Origin of the sequence: Heyndrickxia sporothermodurans, from assembly GCF_003055045.1 — a bacterium.
Classification (GTDB): Bacteria; Bacillota; Bacilli; order Bacillales; family Bacillaceae_C; genus Heyndrickxia; species Heyndrickxia sporothermodurans.
The window spans coordinates 210,556-236,701 of sequence record NZ_NAZB01000008.1; the positions used below are offsets into that span (position 1 = coordinate 210,556).

Genomic DNA, 26,146 nt, shown 5'->3' on the forward strand with positions numbered 1-26,146 from the left:
CCGGTTTTTTGTATTAGGATTTACCCAATTGATTTAAGAATATGGTAAAATGGAATTTATGAATGTTGTTATACATATAGGGAGAGAACTGATTTGTACGAGTATATAAAAGGAACCATCGAAATGGTGACTCCGGAATATATTGTTGTTGACAACAATGGTATTGGATATCAAATATTTACTCCGAATCCATTTGTTTTTAAAGTTAATCAAAGTATTTCGGAGAAAATTTTCATCTACCAGCATGTCCGAGAAGATGCACTTTCGCTTTTTGGATTTCATACACTTTCGGAAAAAACGTTATTTAAAAAATTACTTAATGTTTCAGGAATCGGGCCTAAAGGTGCTTTAGCAATTCTTGCGTTTGGTGAACCAAGTCAAGTAATTGAGGCAATTGAAAACGAAAATGAAACCTTTTTGACCAAATTTCCCGGGGTAGGAAAAAAGACCGCAAGACAAATGATTCTTGATTTAAAAGGGAAACTTCAAGATATTGTTCCAGATTACTTTCCGAATTTATTTAATACGGATACAGTTGAACAAGCTGCACAGACTTCCGCACAGTTTGATGAAGCTATTTTGGCCTTAAAAGCGCTAGGCTATTCTGATAAAGAAATAAAGAAAATATCATCAGACTTACAAAAAGAAAAATTAACAACCGATCAATATATTAAAATGGCCCTTAAAAAGTTGGTAAAATAAAATGATTCGTGTAACTAGATCTTCGACAAAGGAGGGAGTTTAATGGAGGAGAAAGAGAGGATGGTTTCTGGGGAAGCCACTGAACTAGAGGAAACGTTTGAATTAAGTTTACGTCCACAAACTTTGCTGCAATATATTGGCCAAGATAAGGTAAAGAACAATTTAGAAATCTTTATTGAAGCAGCAAAACAAAGACGTGAAACGTTAGATCACGTCTTATTATACGGACCTCCCGGGCTAGGAAAAACGACGCTAGCAACCGTTATTGCTAATGAAATGGGAGTGAATATTCGAACGACTTCCGGTCCTGCTATTGAGCGACCGGGAGATCTAGCTGCTATTCTCACCGCACTGGAGCCTGGTGATGTACTATTTATCGATGAAATTCATCGTTTACCACGCTCCATTGAAGAAATTCTCTACCCTGCAATGGAGGATTTTTGCTTGGATATTGTCATTGGAAAAGGACCAAGTGCCAGATCCGTTCGTTTGGATTTACCACCGTTTACCCTAGTCGGCGCTACGACTAGAGCGGGTGCCATTTCTGCTCCTTTAAGGGATCGATTTGGGGTGTTAGCCCGATTAGAATATTACACTGAACAACAGCTTACAGATATTGTTATAAGAACGGCAGAAATATTAAATACTAAAATTGAAACGATTGGAGCGATCGAGATCGCTAGACGTTCACGGGGAACCCCGAGGATTGCCAATCGATTATTACGCCGTGTCCGAGATTTTGCACAAGTACGGGGAAATGGCATAATTACAAAGTCTTTAGCTGAGCATGCGCTTGAACTGTTGCAGGTGGACCGTTTAGGACTTGATCATATTGACCATAAATTATTAAAAGGAATTATTGAAAAATTCCGTGGTGGTCCCGTTGGGCTTGAGACGATTGCCGCAAGTATCGGTGAAGAGGCTGAAACGATTGAAGATGTGTATGAACCATATTTACTTCAAATTGGATTTTTACAACGTACACCGAGAGGAAGAATCGTTACAAACCTTGTGTACCATCATTTTCAAATGGAAGTTCCGACCAATATATCATAATATGAAGGTGACATCAGTGAAAGTTGATTTATTTGATTTTAATTTACCAGAATCTTTAATTGCACAAACACCGTTAAAAAACCGTTCAGATAGTCGTTTAATGGTATTAAATAAGGAAACAGGAGATCTTAAACATACCGTCTTCAAAAATATTACCGAGTATTTACAACCAGGTGATTGTTTAGTATTAAATGATACGAAAGTATTACCTGCAAGACTTTTTGGTATAAAAGAGGATACAGGAGCAAAGATAGAGGTTTTGTTATTAAAACAAACCGAAGATGATCGATGGGAAACACTTGTTAAGCCGGCGAAGCGAATTAAAATTGGTTCGGAAATCATCTTTGGAGATGGGAAGTTAAAAGCAACCTGTATCGAAGAAAAGGAACACGGTGGAAGAATCCTCGAATTTCAATATGAAGGTATTTTTTACGAAGTATTGGACGCACTTGGTGAAATGCCATTACCACCATATATTAAGGAGCAATTAGATGATCGCGATCGTTACCAAACGGTCTATGCGAAAGAGAGCGGTTCTGCTGCAGCTCCTACCGCCGGGTTACATTTTACAGAAGAGTTGCTTGAAGAAATTAAAAATATGGGTGTCCATATCGCATTTATTACTCTACATGTTGGTCTTGGTACTTTTCGACCGGTTAGTGTAGAAGATGTTGATAAGCATTCGATGCATGCTGAATTTTATCAAGTAAACGAAGAAACAGCTGAACTTATTAACAATGTGAAAAAGCAAGGTGGAAGAATTATTTCAGTTGGGACTACATCAACGAGAACATTGGAAACAATAGCCAGTGCAAATAATGGGCAAATTGTTTCAACTAGCGGCTGGACAGATATTTTTATATTCCCTGGCTACGAGTTTAAAGGGATTGATGGGATGATCACAAATTTTCATCTACCTAAATCAACGTTAATCATGCTTGTTAGTGCATTAGCAGGGCGAGAACATGTACTACATGCCTATGAAGAAGCAGTAAATCAAAAATACCGTTTTTTCAGTTTTGGAGATGCAATGTTAATTATTTAAGAGTTTTTGTTTTTTTAACTTGGAAGGAGAATTATCTTTGACGGCAATTAAATATGAATTAATTAAGACTTGTAAACAAACTGGTGCACGTCTTGGGAAAATCCATACTCCTCATGGCTCCTATGATACGCCGATGTTTATGCCTGTAGGGACATTAGCAACTGTTAAAACCATGTCACCTGAGGAGTTAAAGGAAATAGGTTCAGGAATTATTTTAAGCAATACGTACCACCTCTGGCTAAGACCTGGACACGAAATTGTCAAAGAAGCCGGCGGACTACATAAATTTATGAATTGGGATCAAGCAATTTTAACCGATTCCGGTGGATTTCAAGTATTTAGTTTAAGTCATTTTCGCAAAATTGAAGAAGAAGGTGTATTTTTCCGCAATCATTTAAATGGCGATAAGTTATTCCTTTCACCAGAAAAATCGATGGAAATTCAAAATGCACTTGGTTCGGACATTATGATGGCTTTCGATGAATGCCCACCATTTCCGGCAACACATGACTATATGAAAAAATCGGTAGAAAGAACATCCCGCTGGGCGGAACGTTGCCTATCCGCGCATTCTCGAATAGAGGATCAAGGTTTATTCGGTATTGTTCAAGGCGGAGAATATGAGGATTTAAGAAAACTAAGTGCCAAGGACTTAACTTCACTTGATTTTCCCGGCTATGCAGTTGGTGGCTTGTCAGTAGGGGAACCTAAAGATGTTATGAACAGGGTGCTTGAATTTACAACACCATTACTGCCAACGAATAAACCAAGATATTTAATGGGCGTTGGCTCACCGGATTCCCTTATCGATGGGGCGATTCGAGGCATTGATATGTTTGATTGCGTTTTACCGACAAGAATTGGTCGCAATGGAACATGTATGACGAGTACCGGCAGATTGGTCGTGAAAAATGCGAAGTATGCAAGAGATTTTAGACCACTCGATGAAAATTGTAATTGTCATACATGTCAAAATTATTCACGTGCCTATATCCGCCATTTAATAAAATGTGACGAAACTTTCGGAATTAGACTTACAACTTACCATAATCTCCATTTTCTGATACAATTAATGCAACAAGTCAGACAAGCTATTAAAGAAGACAGACTTGGTGATTTCAGGGAAGAGTTTTTTGAGCAATATGGATTTAACCGTCCGGATGCGAAAAACTTCTAAAGGAAGGAGGGGGATTAATGCAAAGTTTAGGTGGATTACTACCCATTTTGTTAATGTTTGTGCTATTCTACTTTTTGCTCATTAGACCAAATCAAAAAAGACAAAAGAATGTTCAAATGATGCAAAACAATTTATCAAAAGGGGATAAAATAGTTACAATTGGTGGTTTACACGGCATTGTTGATGCGATTGACGAAAGACAAATTGTCATCAAATGCGGCGATGGCAGTCGTCTAACGTATGACCGCTCAGCTATCAGAGAGGTAGTGGAATCAGCTGCTACTGCTCAAACTGCTGAATAATAAAAGATAAGGAGAAGTACTTGACGTACTTCTCTTTTATCTTATCAAAGTGATTATGCTTTCCTCGTATGATCACTCATAATATTAACTCCTAATACCCCGCCCATCATCGCTGTTACAATATAACAAATATGATAAATCAGTTGTTCTCCTGAAAAAATATTTCCATACCCAAGAAATTGAAAAAGAAAGATTATTAATGTATAAGTAATTCCAGTGAGGCTTCCTGAAATCCACCCTTTTTGTTGTCCTTTGCCGCCGCAAACAAATCCTCCAATAAATAATGCAATAAACGAAATTATTGTCACTAATAATTTAACGGAATTCTCTTGAACTTCAGAATATCGCAAAATAGTTGACAAGATTAAGCTTGATATCGTGATTAAAACAAATATAGTTAATATTCCGTATAAAATACTAGATCCTAATTTTTTTGTTCCGATTGTTCGTCTCTCCCTTCATAAAATAGTTCTGTCCCTTAGTACAAGCATATTCATAATTTTTTAAATTAGAATAAATTATTTAAACAATATCCAGTTACAGCTAACAAGCTTTTCCAAAATGTTAATGGAAAAAATGGTCATACTAATGGCGAGTGAATGTGTATAGGAGGATATTGGATATGGATATGGATCTTTATCACTATTTTACAATTGGTTGGAAAACCGTTGTTTTATATCTTGTCATATTGATTATTTTTAGATTTATGGGCAAGCGGGAAATTGGGGAATTAAGTGTACTCGATCTCGTTATTTTCATTATGATCGGTGAATTAGCAGCTGTAGCAATTGAAAATCATAAAGAACCGATTGCACATACGATCGAACCAATGGTTATATTACTTGGAATTCAGGTCGGATTTGCACTTATTTCATTAAAGGTTCCTAAATTTCGTCAATTAATCGATGGGACACCATCAATTATTATTCGGAAGGGAAAAATTGATGAAAAGGCAATGAAAAAGCAACGTTATAATTTTGATGATTTATTAATGCAATTACGACAAAAGGATATTAATAACATTGCTGATGTGGAGTATGCAATTTTAGAAACATCAGGTGAACTATCTGTTATTAAAAAGGATAATAAAAAGAAACAAAAGAAAACTTTTACATTACCACTAATTATAGATGGGGAAATATCCCAAGAGAATTTAGCAAATCAAAATGTTTCAGAAATATGGTTACGTCGTGAGTTAAGAAAAAGAGGGTATAAGGATCTTCAGCAAATTTCATTTTGCAGCTTTCAAGATGGTGAGTTTTTTATCGATTTAAAAGATGAAAAGGAGTGAAAAATATTTTCACTATGTAGAAGGGAAAAATGTTTTTCCCTTCTACAAAAACCTTTTTATGATCGGAATATAAGCTAAGTCAGCCCTTTTTATAAGCTTTGTACAAAGCATGAATACTAGATAAATAATAGTAGTTAAAATGATCCCGATAATCAATTTAACAAATATACTTCCGTGTAATAAAAAGTGTTCCTTCCACCAAAAAACAATTAATCCTGTTGAGACTGTACCAACGATAAATTTAAAATACTCACGCACATAAATGGTGAATTGAATTTTTTTAATAACTGTAGCAAAATGCAGTAAAGTGACTAATAAAGTACTGGTCATTATTCCTAAAGCTGCCCCGGTAATTCCAAAGTCAGGTTTTGAGGCAAGGACAAAAATTAATCCAAGTTTTACAACAGCCCCGAGAAGACTATTAATCATCGCTGCTCTTGCAAGATCTAAAGCTTGCAAAGTCGCTTGTAATGGGCCTTGATAATATTGAAAAATGAAAAATGGTGCCATCAATTTAACTAAATTTGTCCCATTTGTAGATCCATACATCATTTGCATGATTGGCTCTGCAAAAAGAAATAAAATAACGACTGATATTCCCCCGGCAAGAAGTGCAAACCGAAGTGCTTGTTGAAGTCGATGCTCGACTAAATAAAAATTTCGTTGAGATGTCGCTTCACTTATAGCAGGAACCAGTGCGGTAGAAAGTGAGTGCGTAACAAAGGATGGTAGCATAAGTAATGGCAATGCAAAACCAGTTAAAACACCATATTCTTTTGTAGCAAGGGCCGCGGTTAATCCAGCGATAGCAAGAGCATGTGATACGATAATTGGCTCGAGAAACCATGAAATATTCCCGATGAAACGACTCCCAGTTGTCGGTAATGCAACTCTCATTAGTTCATGAAAGGTTTCCTTTCCGGCACTAACTGCTTGAAAAAACTTCTTCCGCACCTTAAATTTCTTCCGTAACTTGAACATCGTAAACATATAGGCAAGTGATGCGAGTTCACCGACAATGGAAGCAATCATAGCTCCTGCGGCCGCATATTCTATTCCGTACGGTAAAAACGCTGTTGTTAGGACGGCGATTAAAATAATCCGTACAGATTGTTCAAGTACTTGTGATATAGCATACGGTTTCATATTTTGCATCCCTTGAAAATATCCTCTTAAAACGGCTGAAACCGCTACGATTGGAATAATTGGTGAGATGGCAACTAATGGGTAGTAGATACGTGAGTCTGTAAATAGAGCTTTCGTTAAGTAGGGCGCCGATAATATAAGTCCAGGTGTAAAAATTAATGATAAGGAAACGGTAATCGTTAAAGAAACGGCAAGAATTTTTTTTACTTTTTGTCGGTCCCCAATAGCTGCTGCTTCCGCAATACATTTCGAAATAGCTACAGGAAGACCTAGCTGTGTCATTGTAATAACTAACATTAAGGTAGGAAAAGCCATCATATAAAGGCCTACACCTTCTCCTCCGATAAAGCGTGCGATGACCATTCGATTTATGAATCCTAAGACCCTTGTAAAAAGTCCGGCAATTAATAAAATCATTGTTCCTTTTAAAAACTTTGACATCCATGTTTACCTACCTTCTCAAATATAGGATTTTCATATACAATAAAATGTATATGCAACATAGTGGACAAAGCATGACAAGTTCATTTTTTTGAAGGGGCGAAAGGGGATGCGGGAAGTCGATCAATTATACGATAAATATTTTAAATTGTTGGAGCCAGCATTAAAAAGCAAATTAGATGAGTTTGATTTAATGGGATATGAACATGTAACAATGGAAGAATTGTGGAAGTATTTAACGAAGAAAAAATGGAAAAAAGGAAAAAGCGAGATTCATATTCACGAGCTTGTATCAGATATTCTCGCGTTAAAAGCAGGAGATTTTATTAATTTTGCGGCAATTGAGGCTTACCGATCACCAAACTGGTTTGCCGAATTAAATGAGGATGAACTTCAGGAATTATTGAAACCAAATGATTAGTTTGCGAAATATCTACAAATAAAAAGAAAAATTGACACATTTTTTTTTCTACTTCATAATGTTAATAACTGTTTATTTTTATAATTGTTAGCCAAGCTACATATAAGTTGTGGTGCTTTTCTAATTTGCTAGGGAGGATTTACATAATGGTAAAAAGAAGTCGTATCGTCGCCTTTTTCTTAATAGTCCTACTATTTGCGGGATTAATGGGCGGAACAACTAATAAGATTTTGAAACATATTAACCTCGGATTGGATTTACAAGGCGGCTTTGAAGTTCTTTATAAAGTTGAGCCTGCCAAAAAAGGCCAAAAAATTACTAGTGATGTGTTGAAAAACACCGTCGAAGCATTGGACAGACGTGTTAACGCACTAGGCGTAAATGAACCGAGTATCCAAATTGAAGGGAAAGACCAGATTCGTGTTCAGCTTGCTGGGGTAAAAGACCAAAAAGAAGCTCGCGATATATTAGCTACAACTGCTAATATTTCTTTCCGTGATGTAAATGATAAAAAATTGATGGATGGAACGGATTTAGTAGAAGGGAAAGCGAAACAATCCTATACTGAAACAGGGAAACCGAATGTAGTTTTACAAGTAAAGGATCGTAAAACATTCCATGATGTGACGAAGAAAGTATTGGATATGGCCCCAAATAACCAATTAATTATTTGGCTTGATTTTGAAGAAGGGAAAGATTCTTATAAAAAAGAAGTAACGAAGAAAAATCCTAAATTCCTTTCAAATCCAAATGTAAATGAAGTATTTAATACGGATACGGTCACTATCGAAGGGAACTTTACGGTAGAAGAAGCTCAAAACCTTGCTTCATTATTAAAAGCAGGTGCACTTCCTGTGAAACTAAAAGAAACGTATTCGACATCAGTTGGTGCCCAATTTGGTGAGCATGCGTTAAATAAAACGATTGATGCAGGGATTATCGGTGTAGCCATTGTATTTTTATTTATGTTAGTTTATTATCGCTTCCCAGGTTTAATCGCCGTTGTTACACTTGCAATTTACATTTATTTAACTTTACTTGTATTTCAATTAATTCACGGAGTATTAACCTTGCCGGGAATTGCCGCTTTAATCCTCGGGGTCGGTATGGCCGTCGATGCGAATATTATTACCTATGAACGGGTGAAAGAGGAATTAAAAGTCGGCCGATCGGTTAAGGCTGCCTTTGCTGCAGGAAATAAATCCTCATTTATGACGATCTTTGATGCGAATATTACAACGATTTTAGCAGCTGTTGTATTATTCGCTTACGGTTCAAGCTCTGTAAAAGGTTTTGCAACCCTTTTAATTATAAGTATTTTACTAAGCTTTGTTACAGCCGTTTACGGTTCTAGACTATTATTAGGTTTATGGGTAAATAGTAATATCTTAAAGAAAAGACCGGGCTGGTTTGGTGTAAATAAAAAGGATATCCATGATATAACGGAAAATATGGATGCACATAAGCTTTCAACCCATTTTGACCGCTTTGATTTTGTTAAACATCATAATAAATTTTTTGTGTTTTCCATTGCGCTGACTATTATAGGAATCATCGCATTATCGGTTTTTCGCTTGAATTTAAGTATTGATTATACAAGTGGTACCCGTGTAGAAGTTCTTGCGAAACAATCTTTAACAGCATCACAGCTACAATCTGATTTGAAAACATTAAAATTAACTCCTGAAGATGTAGTATTGTCAGGAAATAAAAATGAGATTGGTGTTATGCGATTTAAAGGTGCCTTTAATAAAGCAGAAGTAGCGCATATTACTGATTATTTTACAAAAAAATATGGTCCGACGAATGTAAGTACTGTTTCTCCGACAGTTGGGAAGGAACTTGCGAAAAATGCGTTCATTTCTCTTATTCTTGCAGCAATCGGAATCATCATTTATGTTGCTTTCCGGTTTGAATGGCGGATGGGTGTTGCGGCGGTTATCGCCTTATTACATGATGCATTTTTGATGGTAACATTCTTTAGTATTACAAGACTTGAAGTTGATTTAACATTTATTGCCGCAATCTTGACCATTATTGGTTATTCAATTAATGATACGATCGTTACATTTGATCGTATTCGGGATCATTCAAGATTTCAAGGCCGCTTTAAAACGGCTGAAGATATTGCAGCAGTTGTAAATGTTGGATTACGCCAAACGATGACACGTTCAATTAACACTGTATTAACAGTTGTTATTACGGCTGCTGCATTATTTATTTTCGGTAGTGAGTCAATTCGAAACTTCTCGATTGCCTTACTTGTTGGTTTGATTATGGGTTGTTATTCTTCGATTTTCATTGCTGCACAGCTTTGGTACGTATTTAAAAAGCGTGAACTAAAGAAAAAAGGACCTCTTAAAACAGTAAAAGAAAAACGTAAATGGTCTGATGAGCCTCAAGTATAATAATAAAAAAGCTATCTGATGAATCAAAGTCAGATAGCTTTTTTTATTATTTTACGAAAGGTTGATGGAAGTTACTTCTAATGTTAACCGCTTCAATCATTAGTGACAGCAAGTTTTGTAAATTGTATAATAGGAAAGGTTAAAGGGGTGTAAATATGTTAAAGTCAAAAACCCGTTGGATTGTACGGAATACAGAAGAAAATGCTAAAGAACATCTCGTAAAAGAATTAAACATCACTCCGCTCGTAGCCACATTATTGGTTAATCGTGGAATTACTGAACTAGAAGAAGCTCGTCTCTTTTTATTTAGTGAAGGGGAGGCTTTTCATGACCCATTTCTCATTCATAGTATGGAAAAAGCAGTTAAGAGAATTCGTCTAGCAATTGATGAAGGCGAACAAATTTTAGTATATGGCGATTATGACGCCGACGGTGTGACAAGTACATCTGTGATGATGACTGTGTTACGAGATTTAGGTGCGGATGTTGAATTTTATATCCCAAACCGATTTACGGAAGGATACGGCCCAAATGAAGAGGCATTTCGCTGGGCTTCATCGATTGGAATCAAGCTAATTATTACGGTTGATACCGGAATTGCAGCTATACATGAGGCCAGCGTCGCAAAAGAATTAGGTATGGACTTAATTATTACGGATCATCATGAACCAGGTCCAATTTTGCCAGATGCCTTGGCGATCGTTCATCCGAATCATCCTGAAAGCATTTATCCTTTTAAAGAACTTGCTGGTGTTGGCGTAGCATTTAAAGTTGCACACGCATTATATGGACATGTTCCGGAACATTTGTTAGATTTAGCATCAATTGGGACAATCGCTGATTTAGTTCCTTTGCGAGGAGAAAACCGATTGATCGTTAAACAGGGGTTGAAAAAAATATCCCAAACAGAGCGGCCGGGCTTACATGCATTATTTGAAATTACCAATACAAAACAATCAGATATAAATGAGGAAACGATAGGATTTGTCATCGGTCCACGCTTAAATGCGGCTGGTAGATTGGATAGTGCCGATCCTGCAGTCGAATTACTTTTGAGTAATGAGCGTCAGGCAGCTTTAAATATTGCAAAAGAAATTGATGAAATGAATAAAGAACGCCAAGCTATCGTCAATGAAATAACGAATGAAGCAATGGAAATGGTTGAAAATAACTCTGATTTAAAAGATAGCTATGTATTAGTTATAGGTAAAGAAGGTTGGAACGCAGGAGTTATCGGGATTGTCGCGTCCCGATTAGTTGATAAATATTATCGCCCAACAATCGTCTTAAGTTATGACCGAACGACAAATTTAGCGAAGGGTTCTGCTCGCAGTATTGCAGGATTTGATTTATTTAAAAATTTATCTACCTGCCGGGATATTCTACCCCATTTTGGTGGACATACGATGGCAGCGGGTATGACGTTGAATATAAATGATGTTGCAGATTTACGTGTACGTTTAAATGAGTTAGCACGAGATATTTTAACGAAAGAGGACTTTGTTCCTTTAACGGAAATCGATGCCACTATTCCGTTAGAAGATATTCATCTTGAATCGATCCAACAACTTCGCTTACTTGAACCATATGGAATGGCAAACCCTAAGCCGAAAGTATTAGTGAAGGATGTGTCAATTCAGCAAATTCGGCAAATTGGTGCAGATCATAACCATTTAAAAGTAGTACTTGAAAAATCGGGTATCGAATTGGATGGAGTAGGATTTGGGTTAGGCAATTATGCACGCGATATTTCTCCGTTAGCTACCGTTTCCGTAATAGGTGAATTGGCGATCAATGAATGGAATAATAATCGGAAACCGCAAATCTTTTTAAAGGATTTATGTATAGATGAGTGGCAACTTTTCGATGTACGAGGCAACAAACCATTGAAAAAATGGATACAAGATATTCCAGAAACAAATAGCTTCTTTATTGTTTTTAATGAAGAAACACTTAATAAAATTCCTAAAGGTGAAATAAATGGTGAAATTATTCACTTGAAGGATTTAAACGAAATAAAGAACGATGATATAAATGGCGGAAACATCGTCTTGCTTGATTTCCCACCAAATAAAGAAATATTAGAAACATTTATAAAAAAATGTAAACCAGCGCGCATTTATACGTATTTTTACCAAAAACAAAACCACTTTTTTAGTACGATTCCGACTCGGGAGCATTTTAAATGGTTTTATGCCTTTTTAAGAAAGCGAGGATCATTTAATCTACAAAAGTTTGGGGAAGAATTAGCTGCGCATCGTGGTTGGTCGGTAGAAACAATTGATTTTATGTCAAAGGTGTTTTTTGAATTAAATTTTGTTACAATAGAGAATGGGCTTATTTCACTCAATCATGTTCCTTCAAAAAGGGATTTATTGGAGTCGATAACCTACCAAGAAAAATTAGAAAAAATTAAGTTAGAAAATGAATTGTTATTTTCATCCTATCAAGACCTAAAATCATGGTTTGATGAAAGAATGACTTGTTCTGAGAAGCTTGAGGAGGAAATAAAGCAATGGACTTAAAACAATACGTTACTATTGTTCCAGATTGGCCTAAAGAAGGCATAGTATTTAAAGATATAACGACTTTAATGGATAATGGACAAGCATACAAATACGCAACAGACCAAATTGTAAAATATGCAAAAGAAAGAGAGATAGACCTTGTTGTAGGACCCGAAGCGAGAGGTTTTATAATTGGCTGTCCAGTTGCATATGCACTTGAAGTAGGATTTGCCCCTGTAAGAAAGCCGGGAAAACTTCCTCGTGAAACGATTAAAGTGGAGTATGGTTTAGAGTATGGGAAAGATGCTTTAACAATACATAAGGATGCCATTAAACCTGGTCAACGTGTATTGATTACAGACGATTTACTTGCAACTGGCGGAACCATTGAGGCAACGATTAAATTAGTTGAGGAACTCGGAGGTATTGTTGCGGGTATTGCCTTTCTTATTGAACTTTCATATCTTGAAGGAAGAAAAAAACTTGAAGGTTATGATGTTTTAACATTAATGAAATACTAATTTTTTACAGTAAGAAAGCACTCTTTGCGAGTGCTTTTTATCGTATAGTTAAGAATAAAAGACAATAATTGCTAGTTAATCGACAATAATTCGTCATTTTCGAGAAAAATCTATCACAACCACTTTACTTTATTCAATTTTTTTTCGATAATAGTAATTATAATCATTTTAAAAATGGACTTATTATTTATTCCATTCATACTAATTTTACACTACTAATTTAAAGGTGATTTTATATATGGCGAAGGATCAAATATTATCCGCCGAGCAAGTGATTGAACGAACAACTGAATATTTAAATGAAGAACATGTTTCATTAGTCCGAAAAGCTTTTGAGTTTGCTGCAGAAGCACATAAAGAGCAGTTTCGGAAATCCGGTGAGCCGTATATCATTCATCCTGTGCAGGTAGCGGGTATTTTAGCCGATTTGGAAATGGATCCTTCTACTGTTGCTGCCGGTTTTTTACATGATGTTGTAGAAGATACGGAAGTGACACTAGACGAATTACGGGAAACATTTAATGAAGAAGTTGCCATGCTTGTCGATGGTGTAACAAAGCTTGGGAAAATTAAGTATAAATCACATGAGGAGCAGCAAGCGGAAAACCATCGCAAAATGTTTGTTGCTATGGCCCAAGACATTCGTGTCATTTTGATCAAGCTTGCCGACCGTCTTCATAATATGAGAACGCTAAAGCATTTACCGATTGAAAAACAACGCAGAATTGCAAACGAAACTCTCGAAATTTTTGCACCTTTAGCACATCGTCTTGGTATATCGAAAATCAAATGGGAATTAGAAGATACTGCATTACGCTATTTAAATCCGCAGCAATATTATCGAATCGTAAATTTGATGAAGAGAAAGCGTGCTGAACGTGAGCAATATTTGGAAGACGTAATCGAAGAAGTAAATGAACGACTTGAAGATGTATCAATTAAAGCAGAAATTTCTGGTCGTCCGAAACACATTTACTCCATTTATCGAAAAATGGTTCTTCAGCATAAACAATTTAATGAAATTTATGATTTATTAGCTGTTCGAATTATCGTAAATAGTATTAAGGATTGCTATGCTGTATTAGGTATTATTCATACATGTTGGAAGCCGATGCCAGGTAGATTTAAAGACTATATTGCGATGCCGAAGCCAAACATGTACCAATCTCTTCATACGACTGTTATCGGACCTAAAGGAGATCCTTTAGAAGTACAGATTCGGACAATTGAGATGCATCGAATTTCGGAATACGGGGTTGCTGCCCATTGGGCTTATAAAGAAGGAAAAACTGTTAATAGTAAAACTTCTTTTGAAAAAAAGTTATCTTGGTTTAGAGAAATATTGGAATTCCAAAATGAATCTGAAAATGCTGAAGAATTTATGGAATCGTTAAAAATAGATTTGTTTTCGGATATGGTGTATGTCTTTACGCCTAAAGGTGATGTAATTGAGTTGGCATCAGGTTCCGTTCCAATCGATTTTGCTTATCGTGTCCATTCGGAAATTGGTAATAAAACAATTGGAGCCAAAGTAAACGGGAAAATGGTCACACTTGATTATAAATTAAAGACTGGAGACATTATTGAAATTTTAACTTCCAAACATTCTTACGGTCCAAGTCAAGACTGGATTAAAATGGCTCAAACCTCACAAGCAAAAAATAAAATTCGCCAATTTTTTAAACGTCAGCGAAAAGAAGAGAATATTATTAAAGGCAGAGAGCTAGTAGAAAAAGAAATTAAAAATATGGATTTTGATTTAAAAGAAATCCTTACAAATGAAAACATTAAACGTGTTGCTGAAAAATTTAATTTTATGAATGAAGAAGATATGTATGCTGCCGTTGGATATAACGGAATTACTGCATTACAAATTGCGAATCGCTTAACGGAAAAATTAAGACGAAAACGTGATCAAGAAGAAGCGGTGAATGAAATCGTTTCTGAGATGAAAACACCTACGAAGCAAAAGAAATGGGTTACAGGTGTAACAGTTAAAGGGATTGATAATTTACTTATCCGTTTATCCAGATGTTGTAATCCTGTGCCGGGTGACGATATCGTCGGCTTTATTACGAAGGGACGCGGCGTTAGTGTTCACCGCACGGATTGTCCGAATGTTACTTCCGAAGATTTACAAAATCGATTAATTGAAGTTGAATGGGAAACAGATGGAACGAACAGTAAAGAATATAATGTAGAAATTGAAATATCAGGTTATGATCGTCGAGGTTTATTAAACGAAGTTCTTCAAACTGTTAATGAAACAAAGACAAATATTACTGCTGTTAGTGGACGGTCAGATAGAAATAAAATGGCAACAATTCTTATGTCTATTTCTATACAAAATATTAGTCATCTTCATAAAGTTGTTGAACGGATAAAACAAATTCCTGATATTTATGCTGTCCGACGGATAATGAGTTAAAGGGGTTTATTTAGTAATGAGAGTCGTTTTACAAAGAAGTAAACAAGCGAATGTTAAAGTAAACGGTGAGGTTGTCGGAGAAATTACAAATGGTTTTGTATTACTTGTAGGTATTACTCATAATGATACAGAGGCGGATGTTAAATATCTTGCTGATAAAATTGTCAATTTGCGCATCTTTGAAGACGAAAATGAAAAGATGAACTATTCGTTATTAGATGTAGGCGGACAAATTCTATCAGTTTCACAGTTCACGTTATATGGTGATTGTAGAAAAGGAAGACGCCCGAATTTTATGGATGCCGCGAAACCTGAAAAGGCGGAAATTTTATACAATCTTTTTAATCATATGTTAAGGGACAAAGGTGTTTTTGTTGCTACAGGGCAATTTGGCGCAATGATGGATGTGTCTCTTATAAATGACGGACCGGTTACTTTAATAGTGGAAAGTTAAAGAGAGAGCAAATAGTATTATTCCGTACGAGGGAATAATACTATAACTGCTCTCTCTTTTATTTAAGCTGTTTTTTAAAAAATTGTTGAATTAAAGAATAAAATAATATTGAAATGCAGATTGGAGCGGAAATCACCTTCATACTAATCAATAGCAACAAAGTTTGCGAAAACAGCCTTTATTTAAAATAATCAACTAATCCATTATAAATTCCTTTAGTAATTGACTCTTGGTAATCCTGACTATTGATTGCTATTTCTTGTAACGGATTGCTTAAATATCCAAGTTCTAAAAGAACGGCAGGCTGTGTATTTTCACGAATGACGTGAAAGTTTCCAAACTTTACCCCTCTGTCTTTTAAAACTGTTTCATTGGAAATGCCCCGATTAATGTTCTGCGCAAGTATTTTTTGCATTGAATGATAATAATAACTCGTATGTCCGGTAATGCTTTGATCATTAATACTATCATAATGAAGACTAATAAAAGCATCCGCATGATTGATTTTGGAGACACTTACCCTTGAAGGCAGGGAAACATATCGGTCATCTTCTCTAGTTAAAAATACATTAGCTCCAGCATTTCTTAGTTTATTTGCTAAAAGTTCAGCTGTTTTAAGTGTTACATTTTTTTCAAGCGTATTTGTGATCCCAATTGTCCCTGAATCTCTACCTCCATGTCCTGGATCAATGACAATCGTTTTTCCTTTCAAACCTTTTGTATTCACTTTATTAGACTTGGTCCGATTCATTTTTACGGTGGATGAAACGACCCAGGATGCTACATAAGCAGTCTTGCCCCCGTTAAGTTTAATTTTATACCAATCATTATCTTTTTCAATGACAGAAAACGTTTCTCCGCTATTTCCGATTTCAACAATACTAGACTGAATAGAAGGCTCACTGCGCAAGTTTGTTCCATTGTTTAAAATAGTAACCATTTCTCCATTACTTGTAACCGAGCTTTTTGAAGCCAATCGAATATAGTTACTACTTACCCAACCCGTGGAACCTTCTACGGTGATTTTAAACCACTTGCTATTTGTTTCAAGAATTTGGACACGCTGACCAGTCTGCAGTTTTTGAATAATAGAGCTTGATAGTTCAGGAGAGGAACGCAAGTTTAAGTCATTAACAGTCACAATTCCGGATGTGTCTTTTGACTGACTGTTAACAGTGACCAACCAACTAGCAACCCATCCTTTTTTTTCATTAGACAATTGGACCTCATACCAATCATCCTTCGTTTGCAACAATGTAAAGCGATCTCCTGATTGTCCTTTTTGTATTACCGGATAGGAAAGGCCGGGACCGCTCCGAATGTTTAAAATATTGGCATTTACCGTTACCTTTTGTGAATCTGCATATACCTTTGGTTTAGAAGTTATTACTGTCCCGACTAATAAAAAAATAATGAACACGAAAAAGCATTTCTTCAATTGTTTTAAACACCACCTTTTGAATCTCATTGTTAGTAAATAACTTGTCCTTTTCTTAATTCTCGAAAATAATTAAAACTCCTTTTTTTAAGAAAGAAAAAATCGTTGTTTGGATACACTAACAATATGACAACAAAAGATACTTCTAGTTAATTTTTGAGGAGTTTCTCACCTATTCGACGGATTGAATAAAAGCTAACTAAAGCTAGTTCGTGGTATTTTCACTCGAAATGTGAAGAAAAATTTATTGGAAATTACGTATTAACATAGCCAAAAAAGTAAGGAGAATGAACATGCGTGCTAATGAAAAAAACCAATTAGTATCAGATGGCAGTAATCAAATTTTTGGAACCAATTTACATGAGTTTATTCAAAAAGAAAATCAAGCTTCATCCATGGAGCTTGCATCCGAATTTGGACTATCATTAGGAGATGTAAAATTATTGAAAAAGAAATTAGAGCGGTCATGAAATTTTTTCTCAAAGCGTACCTTGACAACGTGGAACTAGCCTCGTATTATTATATAAATAAATATAAAATTATAAAAAACCAATGATAAAGCACAGTAATTAAGAAACACATGAAAAGAGAAGAAATGTCTTAGGCTGAAAGCATTTCTACATGATGACTTAATGAATGAACACTTTGTAGGTTTCATCCTGAACGGATTTATCTTAATAGGGATGAACGTAGAACAGGCGTTAACTGTTTCGAGTGGAAGCATTTTGCTTCAATTAGGGTGGCACCACGGGAAACAACTCTCGTCCCTTGTATTTAGTACAAGGGATTGAGGGTTGTTTTTTTATATTACATAGGCTTTGTTAAAGTTAATTGTCTAGTTTAATGCTATGTTGATTGGAGCGGAAGATGCGAGACTCCTGCGGGAAAAACGGTAAACGGGAGACCCCGCAGGTGCGTTTAGCACCGAGGAGGCTCCCGGACCGCCCGCGGAAAGCGAGCATCTGGAGCGGAAATCAACAGCCTATTTTAACAGAGTCATTACATAAAAAAGGAGGAGCCAATTATGTCAATTCAAATTCCTCGCGGTACCCAGGATATATTACCTGGCGAAGTTGAGAAATGGCAGTTTGTAGAAGATACGGCAAAAGAAATTTGTAGAACCTATCAATATAAAGAAATCCGTACACCGATTTTTGAACATACAGAGCTCTTTCAAAAAGGTGTAGGAGATACGACAGACATAGTTCAAAAAGAAATGTATACATTTGAAGATCGTGGCGGGAGAAGTTTAACATTACGGCCTGAAGGAACAGCATCTGTTGTTCGCTCATTTACTCAACATAAAATGTTCGGCCAACCGAATCAACCGGTGAAACTATTTTACAATGGTCCGATGTTTCGATATGAAAGACCGCAAGCAGGTAGATTCCGTCAATTTGTACAATTTGGAGTCGAAGCACTTGGCAGCGAAGATCCGGCAATAGATGCAGAAGTGATCTCTTTAGCGATGACCCTTTACAAAAAACTAGGGTTAAAGTCATTGAAACTTGTTATTAATAGTTTGGGTGATAAAGAAAGCCGAATTTCTCACCGAACAGCTTTAATCAATCATTTTCAACCTAGAATTGAAGAATTTTGTTCTGATTGTCAAAATCGACTTGAGAAAAATCCGCTTCGTATTTTGGATTGTAAAAAAGACCGCGACCATGAACTGATGAAGTCAGCACCCTCAATATTAGATTATTTAAATAATGAATCAAAAGCCTATTTTGATAAAGTTTTATTGTATTTAAAAGAATTAGGAATCGAGTATGAAGTCGATCCAACGCTTGTTAGAGGGTTAGATTATTATAATCACACTGCGTTTGAAATTATGAGTAGTGCAGAAGGCTTTGGTGCCATTACAACACTTTGTGGCGGTGGTCGCTATAATGGATTAGTTCAAGAAATGGGTGGACCTGAAACACCTGGAATCGGTTTTGCGTTAAGTATTGAACGTTTACTTGCCGCGTTAGAAGCAGAAAATATTCAACTGCCATATGAAAATCCAGTTGATTGCTTTATCGTTGCATTAGGTGAAGAGGCAAAACTTAAAGCGGCTGTATTATTACAACAATTAAGACAACATAGTTTTTCGGCTGATATGGATTATCTTGATCGAAAAATGAAAGCACAGTTTAAAGCTGCTGACCGTGTCCACGCGAAATATGTTGCTATTTTAGGCGAAGATGAGCTTCAAAAAAGGATCATTAATCTAAAAAACATGGAAACCGGTGAGCAAAAAGAAGTGGCTATAACTGATTTTGTAAATCAATTTATACAGCTAAGTAAATAGGGGGCATAAATAGAATGTTTGGACGAACATATTATTGTGGTGAAGTAACAGAACAGCATATTGGTGAAAGTATTACACTAAAAGGCTGGGTGCAGAAAAGAAGAGACCTTGGTGGATTAATTTTTATTGATTTACGCGACCGAACAGGAATCGTTCAAATTGTTTTTAACCCGGATATTTCTGCGGAAGCTCTTGCTATTGCAGAAAAAATTCGCTCCGAATATGTATTAGATGTTAAAGGTACAGTCGTAGCAAGAGATGCTTCAACAGTAAATGAAAACTTAAAGACCGGGAAAATTGAAATTAAAGTCGACCAGGTGACAATTATAAATGAAGCAAAGACACCGCCATTTATGATTGAAAATAAAACAGAAGTCGCTGAAGATGTTCGTTTAAAATACCGTTATCTTGATTTACGCAGGCCTGTTATGTATGAAACATTTAAAATGCGTCATGATGTGACAAAAACGATTCGTCGCTTTTTAGATGAAGAAGGATTTTTGGATGTTGAAACACCAATTTTAACAAAAAGTACTCCTGAAGGAGCACGTGATTATTTAGTACCTAGTCGCGTACATCCGGGTGAATTTTATGCGTTGCCACAGTCACCGCAAATTTTTAAACAATTATTAATGGTTTCCGGATTTGATAAATACTATCAAATTGCCCGTTGTTTCCGTGACGAGGACTTACGTGCAGATCGTCAACCAGAATTTACACAAATTGATATTGAAACAAGTTTTTATAGTCAAGAAGACATTATGGATATGACGGAAAAAATGATGGTCCGATTAATGAAAGATGTGAAAGGGATTGATATCAGTACACCGCTACCAAGATTGACATATGATGAAGCGATGAGTCGATATGGTTCAGATAAACCTGACACACGTTTTGAAATGGAACTAGTGGACTTATCTGAAATAGTTAAAGAATCGGGATTTAAAGTATTTTCAGCTGCAGTTACAAATGGTGGCCAAGTGAAGGCAATCAATGTGAAAGGCGGAGCTACTAAATATTCTCGAAAAGATATTGATGGTCTAACTGAATTTGTATCACGTTATGGTGCCAAAGGTTTGGCATGGCTAAAGGTGGAAGAAGATGGTTTGAAAGGACCGATTGCAAAATTCTTCTCCGAAGAGGAGCAACAACAGTTCAAATCAATATTAGAATCATCTACGGGTGACTTATTATTATTTGTTGCAGACAAAACCTCAGTTGTTGCAGATGCTTTAGGAGCGCTAAGGTTAAAACTTGGTAAAGAACTAGGGCTAATTGACGAATCCAAATTTAATTTCCTGTGGGTAACAGACTGGCCATTACTTGAGTATGACGAAGAAGAAGGACGTTACTATGCAGCTCATCACCCATTCACGATGCCTTTTAGAGAAGATATCGAAAAACTTGAAAGTGATCCGAAAAATGTAAAAGCTCAAGCATATGACTTAGTTCTAAATGGTTATGAGTTAGGTGGTGGATCATTACGTATTTTTGAAAGAGACATTCAAGAAAAAATGTTTAAAGTCCTTGGATTTACAGAGGAGCAAGCAAGGGAACAATTTGGTTTCCTCTTGGACGCTTTTGAATATGGAACACCTCCACACGGTGGAATTGCTTTAGGGTTGGATCGAATTGTTATGCTATTATCTGGACGTACAAATTTACGCGATACAATTGCCTTTCCAAAAACAGCGAGTGCAAGTTGCTTGTTAACTGAAGCACCAGGCGAGGTAAGTGAGCTACAATTACAAGACTTACATCTTTCTTTGAACCTTAAAGAAAAATAAATAATGAGATTTTTGTCAAATATCGTATGATTTTTCCAACTATAGTAATATTGAAAAAATAAAATTCCTATGATACTATTTAAATAATACGATAAGTCCTGATGTGTTCGTTTTTGTACCTATTCGTTTTGACCGAACATATTACCTACGGGAGTTTGGCGTTTTCATGCCGCATACATGCCTTTTTATAAAGGACGTATAAAGCTGAAACAGAACACCCACCTGCCAAGTGCGGGTTCAAAACACTAGGATTTTGCGACGGCATGATTGGGGCTTATCATTTTAATTGAAACTTAAACTCTCTTTTATAGAGGGTTTTTATTTTGCACTAAATTGGACAAATATTGATTTTAAGCGACAAATTGTTTATCCTTATCCAAGGAAGATAAAGTAGAATTTTGGAGATGATACATGTGCTTCACCAGTTTTCACGAAATGAATTAGCTTTGGGAAAAGAAGGATTAGAAAAATTAAAAAATAGTACGGTTGCCATACTTGGTATAGGTGGAGTTGGATCGTTTGCTGTTGAAGCGTTGGCACGATCCGGCGTCGGGAAATTAATTTTAGTTGATAAAGATTCAGTAGATATTACAAATATAAATCGACAATTGCCTGCATTGCTTTCTACAATTGGACAACCGAAAGCCGACATAATGAAGGAGCGGATCAAGGATATTAATCCAGAATGCGAAGTCATCTCTTTGAACATGTTTTATACAGAAGAAACATATGAGCAGTTTTTCGCAGAACAACCGGATTTTATCGTTGATGCATCCGACACGATTTCTTATAAAATTCATTTAATTAAAGAATGCTTAAAACGTAATATTCCAATTATTTCAAGTATGGGTGCGGCGAATAAAATGGATCCTACAAGACTGAAAATAGCTGATATTTTCAAAACACATACAGATCCAATTGCTAAAGTCATTCGTACGAGGCTTCGTAAGGAAGGAATTCGCAAAGGAATTCCTGTTGTATTTTCAGATGAAAGTCCAATCATTATTCGCGAAGATGTTAGAAAAGTAGTTGGGAATGATGAAGCAGAAATCCGTAAAGCAAAAATGCCGCCTTCATCGAATGCTTTTGTTCCATCAACAGCCGGATTATTCATGGCAAGCTATGTTGTTAAGGAAATAGTAAAAGATATTCCGCTAAAGCGTGTCAAAGATAAATAAAAGATTTTTACTGGGAAAAATTATAAAAAACCGCCAATGGCGGTTTTTTTATTTAGAGAAGGTGAAAAAATTTCCAAAAAAGGTATTGACGGTTATTTTTGCAGTAGTGTACTGTTTTGATAGTACATAATTTTATAGAAACGTTGAAGGCGAACTAAAGGAGGGAGTTATCTGTTTCTAAAATGTTTAAAAAGAAACTGGATAATATTAAGTTGAATGGAGGAAACAAATGATGAAATCAGCGGTTGAATTAAAAAATGTAACGAAAGTAATTAAAGGCAAAAAAATTATTGATAATTTATCGTTTACGATAAACGAAGGTGAAGTATTCGGTTTCTTAGGACCGAATGGTGCAGGTAAAACAACGACGATTCGTATGATTGTAGGACTAATGGGGATTACATCAGGTGATATCGTCATTTGTGGAAAGAATGTAAAAAATGAATATGAGGAAGCATTACGAAATGTCGGCGGGATTGTTGAAAATCCGGAAATGTATAAGTTTTTAACAGGGTATCAAAACTTAATGCAGTATGCGCGGATGATAAAAGGAATTACGAAAGAAAAAATAAATGAAGTTATTGAACTTGTCGGTTTAAAAGATCGTATTAACGACAAAGTCAAAACTTATTCATTAGGTATGAGACAACGATTAGGATTAGCACAAAGTCTACTGCATGATCCGAAAGTAATGATCCTTGATGAACCGACCAATGGCCTTGATCCTGCGGGAATCCGAGAAATTAGGGATCATTTACGGAAATTATCAAAAGAAAAAGGCATGGCGGTTATCGTTTCCAGTCACTTATTATCGGAAATGGAAATGATGTGTGATCGAATTGCGATTATTCAAAAAGGAAAATTAATCGACGTGCAAAACGTCCACGACTTTGTGTATGAAGATCAGAAGCAAAAGTATTTTATAGAAATAGATAGTGGTGCAACACTTGAGTCAATTAGCGGATATTCATTTACCCAAATTGACCATGGAATTGAAGTAGAATTAGAAAAAGAACAAGTTCCGGATTTTATTCAAACACTTGTTTCAACAGGAATACGAATCTATGAAGTAAAACTCATTTCTAAATCATTGGAAGACCGATTCTTAGAAATTACAAAGGAGGAAGTAGCACATGCTTAATCTTGTCTATAATGAATGGATTAAAATATTCAAGCGTGCCGGTTCCTATGTGATGATTGGCTTAATCATCTTAGGTGTCATCGGCAGTGGAGCATTAACAAAATATTATGAAGGAAAATTGGATAAAGGTACGCAAAGAGATTGGAAAGCGGAAGTAACTGCTGAGATTAAAGCAGATGAACAACAGCTTAAAGAAATGCCGGCAACAGCGGCAAGTGCAAAAAAATTTTATGAAAAAAATATTGAAATAAACAAATATCGTCTTGCACATAATATGGCACCATCTGATCAATCAAGCGGTTTTTCATTTATTAATGATAATACGATGTTTATTTCCTTCGTTGGTTTATTCACAATTATTATTGCAGCGGGAATCGTAGCAAGCGAATTTAGTTGGGGGACAATTAAACTATTATTAATCCGCCCGTTAAAAAGATCAAAAATATTACTATCGAAATATATAACAGTAATCGTATTTGGTATTTTCATGTTAGCAATCCTATTTGTCACTTCGGCCATTGTCGGATTTATCTTGTTTGGTTCCGGAAGTGGAGATAATGTTCACCTTGCCTATACTAATGGACATGTCGTTGAACAAAACATGCTATGGTATTTAATCAAAACGTATTTATTATCCTCCATTGATGTAATCATGTTAATTACGATGGCATTTATGATATCAGCCGTATTCCGTAACAGCTCTTTAGCAATTGGGATTTCCGTATTCCTTCTACTCATGGGCGGAAACATTACTCAGCTCCTTGCAGCAAAATTCGAATGGGCAAAATTTATTCTATTTGCCAACACAAATTTAATGCAATACTTTGATGGCATCCCACTTGTAGAAGGAATGACACTCGGTTTCTCCATTATCACGCTGCTCGTATACTTTATTATTTTTATTGTACTGGCATTTGGTGTATTTATGAAAAGGGATGTTGCAGCATAATAGTAAATAAAAAAGGGATGTTAATTACTCGACATCCCTTTTTTTGCTATTATTAGGCGTATAAATTTTCAACCTACAATTTTAAAGTTATAATTGATATTAAATATTTGTTTGGGGGCTGTAAATGTGTACGGAGAACCACTTGCTTTTCGAATGCGACCGACAACAATTGATGAAATTGTTGGGCAAAAGGAAATCATCGGCAAACAAACAAGCCTTTATAAAATGATAAAAAATGGACATGTTCCATCGATGCTCTTGTATGGAGAACCGGGCATAGGGAAGACATCGATTGCACATGCGATTGCGGGAACGACTAAAATTCCTTTTATTGCATTGAACGCCACAACATCCGGGAAAAAAGATGTAGAGATGGTTGTTGATGAAACAAGATTAACGGGAAAAGTGATTTTATTTTTAGATGAAATTCACCGTTTTAATAAAGCGCAGCAAGATTATTTATTGCCACATGTTGAGAATGGTTCGATTATCTTAATTGGAGCGACGACCGAAAATCCGTTTCATGATGTCAATCCAGCGATTCGCAGCCGATGCGGACAAATTAAGCAATTAACACGATTAACTTCAGAGGATATTTATGAGTTATTACAGCGTGCTGTTCACGATGAAAATAAAGGATTGGGGAAAATGTCAATCCAAATAACCGAAGACCAATTAAGAAAAATCGCTTCTGGTTCAGGTGGAGATGCGAGGAAGTCATTAACCCTTCTTGAATCAATTGTGTATTCATCCAATAAAGAAAATGATACATATATTGTTCAAGACCAAACAATCGATGACTTAGTTGGAAACGTAGGTGTGTATGGAGATAAAAAAGGATCTCACTTTTATAATTTACTCTCCAGCTTGCAAAAAAGTATTAGAGGTAGTGATGTGGATGCGTCACTTTATTATTTGGCACATTTATTGGAAACTGGTGATTTAGTTGCAGTTAACCGCCGCTTACTTGTTATCGCATTTGAGGATATCGGCTTAGCTAATACGTCAGTCGGTACAAACGTATTAGCTGCAGTGACAGCAAGTGAGCGATTGGGGCTTCCGGAAGCACGTATTCCATTAGCTGTTGCGGTCGTGGAAATGTGTCTATCTTCAAAATCCAATTCAGCATATGCAGCATTAGATAAAGCAATAACAGATATTCGTAATGGAAAAGTTGGCGATATTCCAAAGCATTTGCGTGATGGACATTACGCCGGTTCAAAAGTTTTAGGTCATGTCGGTTACAAATATCCCCATGATACACCGATTGGAACTTTCGGTGGTTGGGTTCATCAAGAGTATCTGCCGAGTAATTTAAAAGGTACAAAATATTATGAGCCAGTCGAAGCAGGAGAAGAGAAACGTTTAGCTGCGATTTATCGTCGACTCGAGGAATTTAAAAAAGGAAATGAAAGTTAAATAAAAACCGAGTTAATGGGTATGCTTTCATTCATTTCG

General features: G+C 36.0%; 22 protein-coding genes, 1 other RNA gene and 1 other annotated feature. Of the genes, 20 read left to right on the forward strand and 3 right to left on the reverse strand.

The genetic code is table 11. The annotated features are described in order from the left end of the window. Window positions 1–93 precede the first annotated feature (93 nt). From ruvA to yajC, 5 genes are read left to right on the forward strand one after another with little or no spacing between them, the layout of a single operon-like run. Window positions 94–702 (forward strand): Holliday junction branch migration protein RuvA, encoded by a 609-nt coding sequence (ruvA, locus tag B5V89_RS02795; RefSeq protein ID WP_066227251.1) that lies wholly within the window; start codon window positions 94–96, stop codon window positions 700–702. A 42-nt stretch (window positions 703–744) separates the two neighbouring features. Then, window positions 745–1,758: a Holliday junction branch migration DNA helicase RuvB gene (gene ruvB, locus B5V89_RS02800; protein ID WP_108070390.1), complete on the forward strand. Its 1,014-nt coding sequence runs from the start codon at window positions 745–747 to the stop codon at window positions 1,756–1,758. A 16-nt stretch (window positions 1,759–1,774) separates the two neighbouring features. After that, a complete protein-coding gene (queA, locus tag B5V89_RS02805; protein WP_108070393.1) occupies window positions 1,775–2,803 on the forward strand; it encodes a tRNA preQ1(34) S-adenosylmethionine ribosyltransferase-isomerase QueA in 1,029 nt (342 codons plus the stop codon). A 37-nt stretch (window positions 2,804–2,840) separates the two neighbouring features. Continuing rightward, window positions 2,841–3,980 carry a tRNA guanosine(34) transglycosylase Tgt gene (gene tgt / locus B5V89_RS02810; RefSeq protein WP_108070395.1) on the forward strand — a complete coding sequence of 380 codons (1,140 nt, stop codon included), beginning with the start codon at window positions 2,841–2,843 and terminating at the stop codon, window positions 3,978–3,980. A 17-nt stretch (window positions 3,981–3,997) separates the two neighbouring features. Beyond that, the gene (gene yajC / locus B5V89_RS02815; protein ID WP_107920079.1) at window positions 3,998–4,282 is read left to right on the forward strand and encodes a preprotein translocase subunit YajC; all 285 of its coding nucleotides are present in this window, start codon (window positions 3,998–4,000) and stop codon (window positions 4,280–4,282) included. A gap of 53 nt (window positions 4,283–4,335) precedes the next feature. On the opposite strand, the gene B5V89_RS02820 is transcribed toward yajC, so the two are convergent. Beyond that, window positions 4,336–4,725, reverse strand: coding sequence for a TIGR04086 family membrane protein (locus B5V89_RS02820; RefSeq protein WP_107920078.1), 390 nt, complete (start codon window positions 4,723–4,725; stop codon window positions 4,336–4,338). Between the two features lie 185 nt (window positions 4,726–4,910). Between B5V89_RS02820 and B5V89_RS02825 the strand changes: the two genes are divergently transcribed. Next, window positions 4,911–5,573 carry a DUF421 domain-containing protein gene (locus B5V89_RS02825; protein ID WP_425319816.1) on the forward strand — a complete coding sequence of 221 codons (663 nt, stop codon included), beginning with the start codon at window positions 4,911–4,913 and terminating at the stop codon, window positions 5,571–5,573. 42 nt (window positions 5,574–5,615) lie between these two features. On the opposite strand, the gene spoVB is transcribed toward B5V89_RS02825, so the two are convergent. Further along, window positions 5,616–7,160 (reverse strand): stage V sporulation protein B, encoded by a 1,545-nt coding sequence (gene spoVB / locus B5V89_RS02830; RefSeq protein WP_108070399.1) that lies wholly within the window; start codon window positions 7,158–7,160, stop codon window positions 5,616–5,618. Between the two features lie 109 nt (window positions 7,161–7,269). Between spoVB and B5V89_RS02835 the strand changes: the two genes are divergently transcribed. The 6 genes from B5V89_RS02835 to dtd all read left to right on the forward strand — a co-directional run bounded on the left by B5V89_RS02835 (window position 7,270) and on the right by dtd (window position 15,899). Continuing rightward, on the forward strand, window positions 7,270–7,581 hold the full coding sequence (locus B5V89_RS02835; protein WP_108070401.1) for a post-transcriptional regulator: 312 nt from the start codon (window positions 7,270–7,272) through the stop codon (window positions 7,579–7,581). Window positions 7,582–7,727: 146 nt separating this feature from the next. Next, window positions 7,728–9,989: a protein translocase subunit SecDF gene (gene secDF, locus B5V89_RS02840; RefSeq protein ID WP_108070403.1), complete on the forward strand. Its 2,262-nt coding sequence runs from the start codon at window positions 7,728–7,730 to the stop codon at window positions 9,987–9,989. 155 nt (window positions 9,990–10,144) lie between these two features. Next, the gene (gene recJ / locus B5V89_RS02845) at window positions 10,145–12,514 is read left to right on the forward strand and encodes a single-stranded-DNA-specific exonuclease RecJ (protein ID WP_108070405.1); all 2,370 of its coding nucleotides are present in this window, start codon (window positions 10,145–10,147) and stop codon (window positions 12,512–12,514) included. Next, the gene (locus B5V89_RS02850; protein ID WP_066227277.1) at window positions 12,505–13,017 is read left to right on the forward strand and encodes an adenine phosphoribosyltransferase; all 513 of its coding nucleotides are present in this window, start codon (window positions 12,505–12,507) and stop codon (window positions 13,015–13,017) included. Before recJ ends, B5V89_RS02850 begins: the two co-directional genes overlap by 10 nt. 238 nt (window positions 13,018–13,255) lie before the next feature. Further along, entirely contained in the window at window positions 13,256–15,445 is a 2,190-nt protein-coding gene (locus tag B5V89_RS02855) for a RelA/SpoT family protein (protein WP_108070407.1), read from the forward strand. Between the two features lie 16 nt (window positions 15,446–15,461). Further along, window positions 15,462–15,899, forward strand: coding sequence for a D-aminoacyl-tRNA deacylase (gene dtd, locus B5V89_RS02860; protein ID WP_066227286.1), 438 nt, complete (start codon window positions 15,462–15,464; stop codon window positions 15,897–15,899). Between the two features lie 178 nt (window positions 15,900–16,077). On the opposite strand, the gene B5V89_RS02865 is transcribed toward dtd, so the two are convergent. Next, window positions 16,078–17,337: an N-acetylmuramoyl-L-alanine amidase family protein gene (locus tag B5V89_RS02865; protein WP_160331408.1), complete on the reverse strand. Its 1,260-nt coding sequence runs from the start codon at window positions 17,335–17,337 to the stop codon at window positions 16,078–16,080. A gap of 293 nt (window positions 17,338–17,630) precedes the next feature. Here B5V89_RS02865 and B5V89_RS20010 point away from each other — a divergent pair, with 293 nt between their 5' ends. The 8 genes from B5V89_RS20010 to B5V89_RS02900 all read left to right on the forward strand — a co-directional run bounded on the left by B5V89_RS20010 (window position 17,631) and on the right by B5V89_RS02900 (window position 26,107). Next, complete coding sequence (locus B5V89_RS20010; protein WP_165797806.1) at window positions 17,631–17,807, forward strand: hypothetical protein; 177 nt, start codon at window positions 17,631–17,633, stop codon at window positions 17,805–17,807. Window positions 17,808–17,880: 73 nt separating this feature from the next. After that, window positions 17,881–18,109, forward strand: a binding site (T-box leader). Between the two features lie 252 nt (window positions 18,110–18,361). After that, the gene (gene hisS, locus B5V89_RS02870) at window positions 18,362–19,633 is read left to right on the forward strand and encodes a histidine--tRNA ligase (RefSeq protein ID WP_107920072.1); all 1,272 of its coding nucleotides are present in this window, start codon (window positions 18,362–18,364) and stop codon (window positions 19,631–19,633) included. Between the two features lie 14 nt (window positions 19,634–19,647). After that, on the forward strand, window positions 19,648–21,420 hold the full coding sequence (aspS, locus tag B5V89_RS02875) for an aspartate--tRNA ligase (protein ID WP_107920071.1): 1,773 nt from the start codon (window positions 19,648–19,650) through the stop codon (window positions 21,418–21,420). Between the two features lie 92 nt (window positions 21,421–21,512). Further along, window positions 21,513–21,698, forward strand: a non-coding RNA gene (gene ssrS / locus B5V89_RS02880) — 6S RNA. A 135-nt stretch (window positions 21,699–21,833) separates the two neighbouring features. Beyond that, window positions 21,834–22,598, forward strand: a complete 765-nt coding sequence (locus tag B5V89_RS02885) for a tRNA threonylcarbamoyladenosine dehydratase (protein WP_108070409.1) — start codon at window positions 21,834–21,836, stop codon at window positions 22,596–22,598. A 232-nt stretch (window positions 22,599–22,830) separates the two neighbouring features. Beyond that, window positions 22,831–23,739, forward strand: coding sequence for an ABC transporter ATP-binding protein (locus B5V89_RS02890; protein WP_066227299.1), 909 nt, complete (start codon window positions 22,831–22,833; stop codon window positions 23,737–23,739). Next, on the forward strand, window positions 23,732–24,688 hold the full coding sequence (locus B5V89_RS02895; protein WP_108070411.1) for an ABC transporter permease: 957 nt from the start codon (window positions 23,732–23,734) through the stop codon (window positions 24,686–24,688). Before B5V89_RS02890 ends, B5V89_RS02895 begins: the two co-directional genes overlap by 8 nt. 126 nt (window positions 24,689–24,814) lie before the next feature. Beyond that, window positions 24,815–26,107: a replication-associated recombination protein A gene (locus tag B5V89_RS02900; RefSeq protein WP_107958301.1), complete on the forward strand. Its 1,293-nt coding sequence runs from the start codon at window positions 24,815–24,817 to the stop codon at window positions 26,105–26,107. Window positions 26,108–26,146 lie beyond the last annotated feature (39 nt).